This is a genomic window from Salinibaculum salinum (assembly GCF_037645885.1).
In the GTDB taxonomy this organism is placed as follows: domain Archaea; phylum Halobacteriota; class Halobacteria; order Halobacteriales; family Haloarculaceae; genus Salinibaculum; species Salinibaculum salinum.
Genome location: NZ_JBBENW010000019.1, coordinates 66,359 through 78,802, shown reverse-complemented (window position 1 = coordinate 78,802; position 12,444 = coordinate 66,359). Strand labels below are relative to the sequence as shown.

Annotated in this window: 11 protein-coding genes; all 11 read right to left on the bottom strand. The window is 61.0% G+C overall.

Annotated elements, in window-relative coordinates; all coding sequences use genetic code 11:
- Positions 1-315: 315 nt before the first annotated feature.
- Positions 316-1,029 (bottom strand): dolichyl-phosphate hexose transferase, encoded by a 714-nt coding sequence (locus WDJ60_RS15385; protein ID WP_340101521.1) that lies wholly within the window; start codon positions 1,027-1,029, stop codon positions 316-318.
- Between the two features lie 111 nt (positions 1,030-1,140).
- Positions 1,141-2,598 carry a branched-chain amino acid ABC transporter permease gene (locus tag WDJ60_RS15380; protein ID WP_340101519.1) on the bottom strand — a complete coding sequence of 486 codons (1,458 nt, stop codon included), beginning with the start codon at positions 2,596-2,598 and terminating at the stop codon, positions 1,141-1,143.
- Positions 2,588-3,643, bottom strand: coding sequence for a branched-chain amino acid ABC transporter permease (locus WDJ60_RS15375; RefSeq protein WP_340101517.1), 1,056 nt, complete (start codon positions 3,641-3,643; stop codon positions 2,588-2,590). The genes WDJ60_RS15380 and WDJ60_RS15375 overlap by 11 nt, the downstream gene beginning before the upstream one ends.
- On the bottom strand, positions 3,640-4,338 hold the full coding sequence (locus WDJ60_RS15370) for an ABC transporter ATP-binding protein (RefSeq protein ID WP_340101515.1): 699 nt from the start codon (positions 4,336-4,338) through the stop codon (positions 3,640-3,642). The genes WDJ60_RS15375 and WDJ60_RS15370 overlap by 4 nt, the downstream gene beginning before the upstream one ends.
- A complete protein-coding gene (locus tag WDJ60_RS15365; RefSeq protein ID WP_340101512.1) occupies positions 4,335-5,129 on the bottom strand; it encodes an ABC transporter ATP-binding protein in 795 nt (264 codons plus the stop codon). Before WDJ60_RS15365 ends, WDJ60_RS15370 begins: the two co-directional genes overlap by 4 nt.
- A 1-nt stretch (position 5,130) precedes the next feature.
- Positions 5,131-6,447 (bottom strand): ABC transporter substrate-binding protein, encoded by a 1,317-nt coding sequence (locus tag WDJ60_RS15360; protein ID WP_340101510.1) that lies wholly within the window; start codon positions 6,445-6,447, stop codon positions 5,131-5,133.
- A gap of 180 nt (positions 6,448-6,627) precedes the next feature.
- Positions 6,628-7,335 (bottom strand): helix-turn-helix domain-containing protein, encoded by a 708-nt coding sequence (locus WDJ60_RS15355; RefSeq protein WP_340101508.1) that lies wholly within the window; start codon positions 7,333-7,335, stop codon positions 6,628-6,630.
- Between the two features lie 83 nt (positions 7,336-7,418).
- Positions 7,419-8,225, bottom strand: coding sequence for an alpha/beta fold hydrolase (locus WDJ60_RS15350; protein ID WP_340101506.1), 807 nt, complete (start codon positions 8,223-8,225; stop codon positions 7,419-7,421).
- Between the two features lie 129 nt (positions 8,226-8,354).
- A complete protein-coding gene (locus tag WDJ60_RS15345; RefSeq protein WP_340101504.1) occupies positions 8,355-9,578 on the bottom strand; it encodes an FAD-dependent oxidoreductase in 1,224 nt (407 codons plus the stop codon).
- Between the two features lie 85 nt (positions 9,579-9,663).
- On the bottom strand, positions 9,664-10,593 hold the full coding sequence (locus WDJ60_RS15340; RefSeq protein ID WP_340101502.1) for an ROK family protein: 930 nt from the start codon (positions 10,591-10,593) through the stop codon (positions 9,664-9,666).
- Positions 10,590-12,341, bottom strand: a complete 1,752-nt coding sequence (gene pyk, locus WDJ60_RS15335; protein WP_340101501.1) for a pyruvate kinase — start codon at positions 12,339-12,341, stop codon at positions 10,590-10,592. Before pyk ends, WDJ60_RS15340 begins: the two co-directional genes overlap by 4 nt.
- Positions 12,342-12,444: the final 103 nt, after the last annotated feature.

Below are 12,444 nucleotides of genomic sequence, written 5' to 3'. Positions count from 1 at the left end.
CGGGTCAGTCAAGCCGTCATCGGCGTGCAAGAGACACCGTGCACGCGTGAGTTCCCGCGTCTTGTATGTGCCAGCCGAAAGCATCGCGTTCAGTTCCGCTCGTTCATCGGCAGACAGATCGACAGAGTACTGTTGAGTTCGTGGCATGGTCTACTTCAGAAGATTTCTGAACACTCTCTAGAGGCGCTCTACGTAGATAAAGCTAGCAGTTCAGGACTGAAGCCGCACTAGAGTAGCCACTGAAAGCCAGTGCACACACGACCGCACGAGTACGGAGCGGTCAGTATGTAAATCGTTTCAGTTGTTACTATAGGACTACCGGAACCGTTCTTCGAGACAGACTTTGACGATAGATTTCGCAATCTCTGCGCCGCCCTGGAACGGATCGAGTTTCGTTTCGCCCTTCCGCTCGCGGTACTCGATCGGCTCTTCTCGGACCTCGTAGCCACGCATCAGTGGCCGAATCAGCAACTCTGCGGAGAGTCCGGTGTTTTCGGTCCACTCGATTTTGTCGATAATTTCCTTCCGGTAGGCGCGCATCCCGGTCGTCGTGTCGTGGACGCGTTTTCCCATCAGCGCCGAAGCGAGGTATGCAAAGGCACTGTTTCCAAGTCGGTTCAGCGCTGGCATCGTCTCGGCACCGTGATACAGACGGTCGCCGCTGACCACGTCACAGCCCTCGTTGATGGCTTCGAGAAAGTCGGGCAAGCGTTCCATGGGGTACGTGTCGTCACAGTCGGTGGTGACGACGACGGGTCGGCTCGCAGACGAGAGCGCTTCCTCGACCGCCACGCCGTACCCCTGTGGCTCCTGTTCGATGACTCGTGCGCCGTGGTCGCGCGCGATCTCCGGTGTCGTGTCGCTCGATCCGTCGACACAGACGACCGCTGCTCTGCCGTCAGTCACTTCGTCGATGTCCGCCAGTACGGTTCCAATTGCCGCTTCCTCGTTGTACGTTCCCATGACGACGCTCAGGTCGTCGAACGTGTACTCGTCCTCTACTGCCGTCGAACGGCTCTGTGTTGCCATTACTACGGTGTCGAAGCTCGACCCTCTTGAGTTTTTAGGTTCGCCAAAAACAGGCGTGATAGCAAGACCGACAGCTCGATGCCGAAAAAATGAGAAGAACGGAGTCGTGTTCTATCGCTGGCCGTCGATAGCCGATTTGACCCGGCTCACGCGTCGACGAACCCAGTCGGGGAACGTCTTGGCGACTTTCCCGCCCATCGCGAGCCTGAGCGTCCCGAGCAGTCCACCGGGAACGAACAGGATGAAGAACACGAACACGATACCGATGTAGAGGCCACCGTTACCGCTGACCCAGATACCGATGATTTCCTGCACGCTCGTCCCCGGGAGTTGCGTGCTGAGGATTCCGGGGAAGTTCGAACTCAGGAATGCCTCGAAGCCGTTGCTCCCGATTTCGCCGAAGAACTCCCGCAGGTTCATATCGAACAGATACCCGAAGAACGGGCCTGCGAGCGTTCCGATACCGCCAATAATGGTGGCAAGCAGTGCCTCGCCGGCACGGTTGATGACACCGAACTCGGAGGTCGGCACGCCGATTCGCTCGTAGGCGATGTACAGGCTGCCTGCGACAGAGGCGAAGAAGGCGCTGATGGCGAACGCCCCCATCTTGTAGATGAAGGTGTTGTAGCCGATCGCCTTCGCACGCTCTTCGTTCTCCCTGATTGCGATCATCACACGCCCGAACGGGGAGTGGATGATACGCTGCATGATGAAGTAACACACCAGCACCGTGCCGCCAATCAGGTAGAACGCGAGATCCGTCCCGACGAGTTCGGGATTCGCGACGATGATGCTGTTGAGCCCGGGAATCAGGTTCAACAGGTCCAGCAACTGCCCCACAATCGGGATGTCACCGAGATATATCGGCGCTCGCGCGGCTCCGTCACCGACATCGGCGAAGATTCCCTGTGCGCCCTTGAGGGCGTTTTTCCCGACCGGAAGCGTCAGCGCGTCCACGTAGGGCACGCCGATTTCCAGCAGGAAGCCAGAATCGTTGGCCGCGTTGTACTCTGGAACGGTCGACCCGCTCTGTCCGAAGAAGTCCTCCGCGATGAGCGTCGCCAGTTCTGCGAAGCCAAGCGTAATCATCGCGAAGTAGACGCCGGTCAACCGGAACGACACGGCCCCCATCAACAACGCGAGGATGGCGGCCAGCACGGCGCTGATGAACAGAATCATCATGAAGGGCATTCCCTGGGGAATCCATCCCAGAACCGGGATACCAGCGAACATCTCCTTTTTGACGCCGATGACGATGAACGCTCCCATCCCGAAGAACAGCGAGTGTCCGAAGGACAGGTAGCCGGTGTAGCCGCTGATGAAGTCGAACGAGATGGCAAACAGCGCAACCGCAAACAGCGCGACCATCGTCGTCATCGACGGCAACAGCAACTTCCCGAGCGTCGTCCCGTCCGACCCGCTGACGAAGTGATAGATACCCGGATAGATGAGTAGCAGTCCGACCACGAGCATGTGTGCAGTGTGGTCGCGGGCGTACGTCTTCACCCAGCCAGGCAGCGCGTTACCGACCGACGCAGCTGCGTCGCCGACAGCGGAGCTAATGGCCACCCACCTCCTCTTCACCGTAGAGGCCAGTTGGCTGGATGATTAACACCGCGACCAGCAGGATGAAGATGAGCATCCCCGGTAGCTGTGAGAAATTCCCCAGGTTCACACCGACGACGCCGACGTCGTTGCTAAAGAGGAAGTTCCCGAACTGGAAAAAGAATCCAGCGATACCTGCAGCGACGACTGTCCCCTTGAACGTTCCCAGACCACCCACGACGACCACAATAAAGGCCGGGAGGAGTGCCTGCGAACCGAGGGTAATGTCGAGGACGAAGCCGGGGTCCCAGATGAGGAAAATACCCGACACGCCCGCGAGTCCGATACCGATACCGAACACGAGCGTGAACACCTGGCGAACGTTGATACCGAGCGCTTCGGCCATCTCGCTGTCTTCGCTGCCGGCCCGGATGAACAGGCCGTACCGCGTCCGCGTCAGGAACAGCCACACGGCCGCGACGACCAGTGCGCCGACGAAGAACTCGAAGACGTACACCCAGCGGATGGACGTGCCCGCGAGTTCGAGTCCCGACCCCCGAGAGAGGAGTTCCGGCGTGTACTGGCCACCACTCATCTCCGAGTAGAACGCGTTACTGTTCGGGTCGAGGTTCGCGGCGACGTAGGGATTCAGAATGTCGTCGAGCACCACCTTCAGGAACTCGTCGAGCGTCAGCGCGACGCCGAAGGTGAGCAGAATCTGGTCGATTGGTGGCCGGTCGTACAGTCGCCTGATGAGGCTGTACTCGAAGACCGCCCCGATGAGCGACAGGACTACGAACACGACGATGGACACCACAATCAATCCGACGAAAACGATGCTCCCGCCGGGATTGGACCCCCACAGGAACACGAGCAGGATTGCGCCCAGATACGCACCGTAGGTCGTCAACGCACCGTGGGCGAAGTTCAGCACGCCCATCAGCCCGAAGATGAGTGAGAGGCCAGCTGCAATCATCACGTAGATGCCGGCCGTCCCCAACCCTTTGATAGTTATTTCTGCAATCGATCCCGCAACGGACTGGAGTACTATCGGCTCGAGACCCGTCATGCTGAGAGATGCCTCCTGAGTCGTTCTGACTCCGCTGTCACGTCGTCCGCGTTACCCTCGTCGACGACCTGACCATGGTCGAGAACGTAAAACCGGTCTGCGAGGTCGAGCGCCATCCCCAGATTTTGCTCGACCAGCAACATCGGAACCTGCTGTGACACTTCGTGGAGTGCTTCACCCACGTCTTTGACAATCTGTGGGGCGAGTCCTTCGCTCGGCTCGTCGACGAGCAACATGTCGTTTTCACCCACGAGCCCTCTGGCGATGGCGAGCATCTGCTGTTGGCCGCCGGAGAGCGTGCCGGCCTCCTGGTCGCGCCGTTCTTCGAGTATGGGGAACGTCTCGAACGACACGTCGAAGGCCGTCTGCATATCGGCGCCCGTCGGGACGGCCGCGCGGATGTTCTCTTCGACGCTTAGATTCGAGAACATCCGTCGGTCTTCGGGAATCCAGCCGATGCCGAGATCCGCGACCTCGTTCGTCCGTTTCCCGACCAGTTCTTCGCCCTTGAAACGAATGCTCCCCTCTCGGGGCGGCGTCAACTGGAGTATCGTCCGCATCGTCGTCGTCTTCCCGACGCCGTTGCGGCCGAGCAACGCGACGACTTCGCCTTCGTCGATTTCGAGTGAGACGCCTTCGAGGATGTGGCTCTCCCCATAGTAGGTGTGCACGTCCTCGACTTCGAGCATGCTCATGCCACGCCCTCCTCACTCGTCGTCTCGGCTTCCGTATCCGTACCGAGTTGTCCCTCCTCGTACCCGCCGAGGTACGCTTCCTGGACCTTCGGATCGTCCTGGATGTCCTCGGGCGGGCCGTCCGCGATGACCGACCCCTGGTTCAACACCACGATGCGGTCGCTCACTGTCATGACGATGTCCATGTTGTGCTCGACGAGCAACACAGCGTGGTCTCTGCTGACGTCCTCGATGAGGTCGATAATCTCACCGACACTCTCAGAAGAGACGCCAGCGTTGGGTTCGTCGAGAAGCAGTACGTCCGGATCGCCGGCAAGTGCAATGGCGACTTCGAGTTTCCGCTTTTCACCGTGGCTGAGACTCTGTGCGAACTCATCGGCCCGGTCGTCGAGTCCGACCCGTTCGAGAATCTGGTGGGCCTCTTCCTGGAACTCGTCGTACGCCGAGAAGTTCCGCCAGAGATGCAGTGATTTATTGCTTTTCGCCTGCGCGGCGATTCTGACGTTCTCGAGAACGGTGGTCGTCGGAAAGATATTCGTAATCTGGAACGAACGGTGAATACCGAGGGATGCCGTTTCTTGGGGTGAGGACTCAGTGATGTCCTCTCCCTTGAACTCTATCCGTCCCTCTGTGGGCTCAAGCGCCCCCGTCAACAAATTAAAGAAGGTGGTTTTCCCCGCACCGTTCGGCCCGATGAGTGAACACAGCTCATCGGCCTCTAGCTCGAAGTCGACATTGTCGGTCGCGACAATGCCGCCGAATCGTTTCGTGAGCCCTTCCGTCCGTAGCATTTTAGTTCAGGCTGCAGTCCGTGTTCTCCTCGGAGAGGGTCGTCTCGCCCATACTGTAGGTCTGAAGCGGCGCACTGGGTTCGACAGGTGCGTCCCAGAACTCCGTATCTTCGGTCGGAACGAGGTCGACGACGGTCATCGCCGAGCGTGCCTGGTTGTTGTACTCCTGGAACTCGTAGCCGCCTTCTCCTTTCATCGTTTCGTCGACCGACATGCCAGTGAGTTCGGCGACGATGTCTCCCGGGTCCGCAGACCCGGCGGACTCGACGGCCTGGACGATGGAGGACGCGCCGGTGAACATTCCGGAGGTGAACAGGTCGGTGTTTGTCCCGTACGCCTCTCGGTGGACCTCGTTTGCGTCCGTATTGATCTGATTGTCGTACTGGTTCCAGTGGTATCGCGTCGTGAGTGGTCCCAGACCAGTCTCTCGGATCGTGTCTGCGGTGAGTTCGTCGAGCGAGCCCTGAAGGGTTGCACCAAGTGCTGCCTCGGCAAGGCGGGTTCCCAGACCACCGGCAAAGCGGAAGTCGTAGTCGTTTGCCAGATACGTCCCGAGCATCGCGGGCAGCGTCGCGACAGTAAAGCCGCCGATGACTGCGTCGACGCCCGCTTCGGTCGCCTGGTCGAACTGGGCCGGCCAGTCCGAGTCGTATCCCTGGGGCAGTGCCTGCGTGCCTGCCACCGTCACGCCGTTGTTCTCCAGGACGCGCTGGTAGTTGTCTCTGACAGATTCTCCAAAGGAGTAGTCCGCATAGTAGATGTAGACGCTGCCGATATCTGTCTCGTCTGCGACATATTTCCCACCACTCTGTGCGTCCATGGCGACAGTCTCGCTCGCACGGAACACTGCTTGCGAGCAGTTGTCGCTGTCAGACGTAAGTTCGACAGACGCTGCCGGGCCAGCCATGTACGGAATACCCTGCTGGTTTGCAACGTTGTTCGCGATAGCCAGTGCCGACGCGGAACTCGTCCCACCGGCGAGTGCCGTCACGTCACCAGCCATGTCGCTCGCAGCGTTTTGCGCTTCGGTCTGGTCGCCGCCCGAGTCGCGCAGGTCGACCGTGTAGGTCGTCCCGTCCACGTCGAACGACTCCGTCCCTTCGGAGATCTCGCTGGGGATGTCTGCGCCCCGGTATCCGAAGTATGTATAGAACCCGCGGGTCGCAATCTGTCCGTACGCCTGCAGTGAGCCGGACAGCGGCTGCACCATCCCGATGGTGACTTCGTCCGGCGTGTCGCCGCCGTTTGTTTCTGTGCCATCGCCGCCACCACAGCCGGCGAGGCCGACTGCACCAGCTGCACCCAGTGTACTGATCACACGTCTCCGAGTGATGTCATTCGAATCCATGACGAATGATATTTACTAAGATAATAAATATAAAGGCTCGCGTTAACATGTTAAATTACATTCGCCGGTTGAACTTAACACAAGCTAAAAACGGGGTCGTCGAATCTCGGCAATCGCTCAGTCTATCCAAACATTGGAAACCAATCTGTCTTATACCCTGTCAATATCATCCAGCACGTCGACCATCCGCCCGACGACTTTCTGCTGGCCGCGGCGCAGATTCTTCGAGACGGCAGGCTTCGAGATGTCGAACTCCTCTGCGAGCGAGCCCAGCGTCGTCTCTCTGGGCGATTCGAAGTAGCCACCTTCGACGGCGGCCCGGAGCGTCTTTCGCTCCACGTCGGAGAGTTCTCGTCCGCCTTCGATGAGATGCATCGCCGGATTCGCGTTCAACACGAGCTCCTGCAGGTCGGGCATGCTATTTTGCTCCCTGGTCAACACCGAGTATTCGTTGTTCCGTTCGAGTTCCGAGAGCGTCCGGTCAGCGCACTCCTCGGAGTCGAACCCGACGTGCCACAGTTCCGAGCCCGCCTCGATGTAGAACGGACCGGTGATGTACCCGTCGTTGGCCCGGATCGTGTGCATCGCGTCAGTCTCGTTGATGGTCGTCCGGATGTGTGCGATGTCGTCCCACCGCTTCAGCAGGCGGTACTCGTGCATGTTCCCGTGCTCTTTGAGCGCACTGAGTCCGTTGTCCAGCGCATCGCGTTCGTCTGCCTGGACGACCATCCGCGTCTCGAGTTCGTTCGTCGATTCGTCGAACTGCCACTGGAAACTCGAAAACGAGACCGCGTAGTCCGCTGTCGTATCGATGAACGGACAATCTTGTTGTTCCATCTCCATGGAAATATCTATCATTGTCCTAACGGCCTCTGTCATCCTTACTCACCGACCCGCGTTAATAAGTGCTTCCCACGCCCGACTTCGCTCGTCCTGAACTCTCAGGACCTGTCGATGAACTGTCGGACGGCGTCGGTGACGGCGTCGGCGCGCTCGATAAAGAACAGATGCGAGCCACCGTCGCCGAATGTCCGGCGAGTCGCGGTCGGAATCCCCTCGACCAGCAGGTCGCTATTCCCGACTGGGACGACGCGGTCGCGTTCTCCGTGGAGGACGAGCGCCGGAATATCGATTTCGGTGAGTCGCTCGCTCACGTCGAAGGCCTCAACCGCCGCACCCTGCCACTCTCGTGCCTGTTCTGACGCGTCACTGTCGAGACGCCAGTCGATTATCTGCTCGATGACTTCGTCCCGGGACGCCCAGAACTCATCGGTCAGCGCCGGCTTCATCTTGTAGCGAATCGAGTCTCGCCGGTCGTAGCCGTCGGGGACGCCGAACATTCGTTCGAGCGTCTCGTCCGGAATCGGTTCCTCGTCGGGACCGCCCGGGGTGGTACAGAGCAGACTCACCGTCTCTGCCCGGTCGTACTCGAGGACGTACTGCTGAGCAATCATCCCGCCCATACTCGCCCCGACGACGTGTGCGGACTCGACGCCGGCGTCGTCGAGGACCGCTTCGAGGTCAGCGGCCATCTCCGGAATCGTGTAGGGACCTTTCGGCGTCTCCGAGTCGCCTGCCCCACGATTGTCCCACAGAAGCAGGTCGTACTCGTTGGCCAGTCGCTCCCGCTGCCAGTTCCACATCCACGTCCCGTACCCGAGCCCACAGACGAATACGATGGTCTCTGCGCCGGCGACACCGTCTCGTTCGTACGCCAACTGGACGCCATCGTTGACAGCGTATGGCATACGCCCACTGTCGGCAGTCGCACTCTTGAATGTTTACGACTACGTTCTCTCTCTCTGGCTATCGCTCTGGCCCCTCTCGCACGCGCATAGAATTGTATACTAAGCCTAGTTAACAACCATCATGGTCGTCTATGAACTATCCACCCATTCGCGGACAGGTGCGTCGGTCTCGAACGTTGCCAATGGAGGCGTATCTGGGCCGCCCGGTAATGGAATCTCCGCGGTTTCACACGCTCTGTCGATGCCGAACTGCTCGCAAACGTGGTCGCTGACTGCCTCGGCCATCAGACGGTGTGTGGTGAACTTTCCGCCCACGACGGTCAAGATGCCCCAGCAGTCGTCGCGCTGCTCGTGGTCGATGATAGTGAAGCCCCTGGTGATATCGCCGGCATCTGCGCTGTCGTCCGTTGCCGGTTCGTACAGCGGTCGAACTCCCCAGAACGACTCGACTGCCGCGGCGCTCGCGAGCGCCGGAACAACTGGCTCGAGTTCGTCGAACAGCAACTCGATTTCGCGCTCTTCTTTCGGGAACTCGTCGGGGTGGTCGATGCGCACGTCGGTCGCCCCGAGAACCGCCCGGTCGCCGTGGGGAACGAGGATATCGCCCTCGCTCTTCGGCCGGCAGCGGTTGATGACCGTCTCGCTGTGTACGTCTGTCAGGACGAGCGCCCCCTTCGACGGTGACAACGAGAGGTAGATGCCTGCCAGTGACGCAACCTCGCCTGCCCACGCGCCGGCAGCATTGACGACGTAATCGATATCGAGCACCGCACTGGTTCCCGCTGACGTCTTCGGGACGAGCGCTGCACTCGTAATGCCGTGTTCGTCGGTCTGCAGGTTCGCGACCGCCGTCTGTGTGAAGATGTCCGCGCCGTGGCGCTGTGCTGAGGTCGCGTTTGCGACAGTCAACCGATACGGGTCGACTGCACCGTCAGGGACTGCGAGTGCGCGGGTCACGTCGTCGCTCAGCGACGGCTCCCTGTCTCTGGTTTCTGCCCCGGACAGTTCTTCGACCGGAATCGAACAGTCACGACACGCCTGGTGCTTGCGGTCGAAGTACGCCAGCGGGTCCTCGGGATGCTGGACGAACAGTCCGCCGGTGTCGTCGATACAGTGGGCGGCAATCGACCTGAGCGTCTCGTTCTCGGCGATACAGGCCCGCGCGCTTTCAGGGTCCTCGACGGCGTAGCGCGCGCCGCTGTGAAGCAGTCCGTGCATCCGTCCCGTCGCGCCGTTGGCCAGCGGGCCGCGCTCCGCGAGTGTTACGTCCAGCCCACGCATCGCGAGGTCCCGTGCGACGCCAGTGCCGGTCGCGCCACCACCGACGACCAGAACGTGTGGTGTGTACCCCATCGAACATGTCGTATCTGGACCGCGAATCAAGTTATACTGTCGGTCGCGACGGAAGCCTACTGCGGGCAGTTCACCGGTGGTCGACTCAGTCGCCAGCCAGCACGCTCGCGACTGCACCGTGAAGGACCGCGTCGTCTCCGAATGGGGTCACCTCGACTGTCGGTGGGTCGCCGATAACGTGGTCGGCCAGACGTCGCTGGATTGGTGCCACGACCGTCTCCGGGTTGTTCGTCGCGACGCTGCCCCCGACGTGGATCTGTTCTGGGTCGTACGCGTGGACGAGCGTCGCGACTCCGAGGGTGTTCCAGGCTGCCAGACGGTCTACCACCCGGTCCGCGAGCGGGTCCGAACCCACGGCGTCGAACAGTTCTGAAGCCGTCACCTGCGTCGGATCGAGGTCCGTCTCGATGTCGCTGTCTGCCGCCACGGTGCGAACAGTTTCGGGAATGTGTCGGCCCGAACAGAGCGCTTCCCAGTGGCCGGTCCCGCCACAGCCACACCGCTGATTCGACTCCGGTGCGAGCGTCACGTGACCGATTTCGGCTGCGTTGCCGCGCGCCCCGTGGAGCACGGTACCGTCGACGATGGCACCCGCGCCGATACCACTGGAGATGGTGAGATAGACGTAGTTCGAGCAGTCTCCCTCGCCGTAATACCGGCCGCCGATAGCACCGGCGACAGCGTCGTTGTTGAGCACGACCGGGCCGTCGTAGATCCGTTCGACCGTCTCGACGACCGGAATTCGGTCGACACCGGAGACGTTCGGTGGGTCGATGACGACACCGGCAGCGTGGTCCAGTGGTCCCATGGTCCCGATACCGACAGCAGCGAGGTCCGCGACAGGAACCCCAGCACGGTCTGCTGCAGTCTGGAGGACCGATTGGATAGCTTCGAGGATAGCGTTCCTATCTGTCGGTGTCGGTTCGGTCGCCGTCTCGCGCAGGGTGCCATCCCCATCCGCGATTGCGGCACGGACCGTCGTCGCGCCGAGGTCGACACCCGCAACGGCGGTCATTGTCTATCGGCGTCCTCGAGCGGCCCGGCGTAAACCACACCGCGTTCACCGTCGATTGTCACTTCCGTTCCGTCCGCGACATCGGAGATGGACGCCGAACCCACCATCGGAATTCCGATTTCCCGGGCGACGATGGCGGCGTAACTCGTCACTCCCTCGTGTTCGTCGACGATACCGCCAAGTTTCGAGATCTCGCCGGTGAATTCGCCGTCGAACTCGGCCGGCACGGAGAGAATTGCGCCGTCCGGGACGTCGTCGAGGTTCCCACCGTCGACGCGGTACAGCGGACCTGCAGCGTAGCCCGAGACGACGGCGCGACCGGACGCGAGCGTTTCCGAAGCGACGTGTACTTTGAGAATGTTGGCAGTGTCGAGTCCCTCTAGCTGGGTCATCATCCCAGAGAGGACAGCGACCGTGTCACCGCTCTCTGCGGCACCCGCTTCGATGGCTGCCTGAACAGCCCCTTGGATAACCGCGTCGGCGCTTTGGCCACTGTGAACGGCCTGTTTCGGGATAATGCCCCAGGAGAGTGCGAGCTGTCGTCGCACTCTGTCGTTGGGCGATACGGCGACGATCGGAATGTTCGGTCGGTACTTCGCTGCTTTCCGGGCAGTGTAGCCCGATTCGGAGGCCGCGACGATTGCCTCGGCGTCGACGTCCCGTGAGAGAAAGCGCGCCGAGCGGGCGAGTGCTCCGGTCTTCGTCCCGTCGGCGGGTGGGACGCGCTGCTCAAGCAACTCGTCGTACTCCTCGCTGTCCTCTACGTCCTCGATGATGCGACACATCGTCTCGACCACGCGGACTGGGTGGTCACCGATGGCCGTCTCCCCGGACAGCATGACCGCGTCGGTGCCGTCGAGGACGGCATTTGCCACGTCCGAGGCCTCGGCGCGGGTCGGGCGACGGCTGTGAATCATCGACTCGAGCATCTCCGTCGCTGTGATGACCGGCACGCCCGCGCGGTGGCATTGCCGAACGATACGCTTCTGGATGATCGGGACGTCTTCGAGCGGACATTCGACGCCGAGATCGCCGCGGGCGACCATCACGCCGTAGGCGGCATCGATGATGCCCTCGATGTTGTCGACAGCATCTGCGCGCTCGATTTTCGCGATGAGCGGAATATCGGCATCCCGGGCTTCGAGCTCGCCACTAATCTCGTAAATGTCGTCGGCCGAGCGGACGAAACTCGCCGCGACGAAATCGACGTTCGCCTCTGCCGCGAGGTCTAGCTCCTGATGATCCGCCTCGGTAATCGTCGGCAAGTCGAGGTCGACGCCGGGGACGTTGACTCCGGCTCGACTCTTCAGTTCGCCACCGGAGTCGACCCGCGCAGTCACGACGCCGTCCTCCACAGCCGTAATCGTCGCCTCGATGTGACCGTCGTCCAGCAAGACGATGTCGTCGACATCGGCTTTGTCGATGGGTCTCGAGAGCCCGATTCGGTCGGGAGTTGCCTTCTCTCCCTCGACGAACTCGACGCTGTCTCCGTCAGCAAGCGAGAGCGGCGAGTCGAGAGTGGCTGTGCGTACCTCCGGCCCGGAAAGGTCAAGCAGCGTTGCAACCGGCTGGTCCGTCCGTTCGTCGACCGATCTGACCAGTTCGATGAGGTCACGCCGTTGGGCAGTGGTTCCGTGGCTTGCGTTGAGACGCGCGACAGACATTCCGGCGTTTGCGAGCGCCGAAATCGTCTCTCTGTCCCCGGATGCGGGGCCGAGCGTACAGACTATCTTCGCGTTCCGCGTCACCGGTCGTCACCCGTCGGTCTGGTGTGAGTCATGCACAGAGGTACACCGGTCCCACTGATGAATGTTGTCGGCCAGCCGGTACGTGCCCGGCCCCACTCCAAAA

Excerpts from the sequence above, each read along its gene's own strand:
- WDJ60_RS15340 (WP_340101502.1), bottom strand. The coding sequence starts at position 10,593 with ATGACCGCCGTTGCGGGTGTCGACCTCGGCGCGACGACGGTCCGTGCC.
- WDJ60_RS15355 (WP_340101508.1), bottom strand. The coding sequence starts at position 7,335 with ATGATAGATATTTCCATGGAGATGGAACAACAAGATTGTCCGTTCATC.
- WDJ60_RS15350 (WP_340101506.1), bottom strand. The coding sequence starts at position 8,225 with ATGCCATACGCTGTCAACGATGGCGTCCAGTTGGCGTACGAACGAGAC.
- WDJ60_RS15375 (WP_340101517.1), bottom strand. The coding sequence starts at position 3,643 with ATGACGGGTCTCGAGCCGATAGTACTCCAGTCCGTTGCGGGATCGATT.
- WDJ60_RS15365 (WP_340101512.1), bottom strand. The coding sequence starts at position 5,129 with ATGCTACGGACGGAAGGGCTCACGAAACGATTCGGCGGCATTGTCGCG.
- WDJ60_RS15370 (WP_340101515.1), bottom strand. The coding sequence starts at position 4,338 with ATGAGCATGCTCGAAGTCGAGGACGTGCACACCTACTATGGGGAGAGC.
- WDJ60_RS15385 (WP_340101521.1), bottom strand. The coding sequence starts at position 1,029 with ATGGCAACACAGAGCCGTTCGACGGCAGTAGAGGACGAGTACACGTTC.
- WDJ60_RS15345 (WP_340101504.1), bottom strand. The coding sequence starts at position 9,578 with ATGGGGTACACACCACACGTTCTGGTCGTCGGTGGTGGCGCGACCGGC.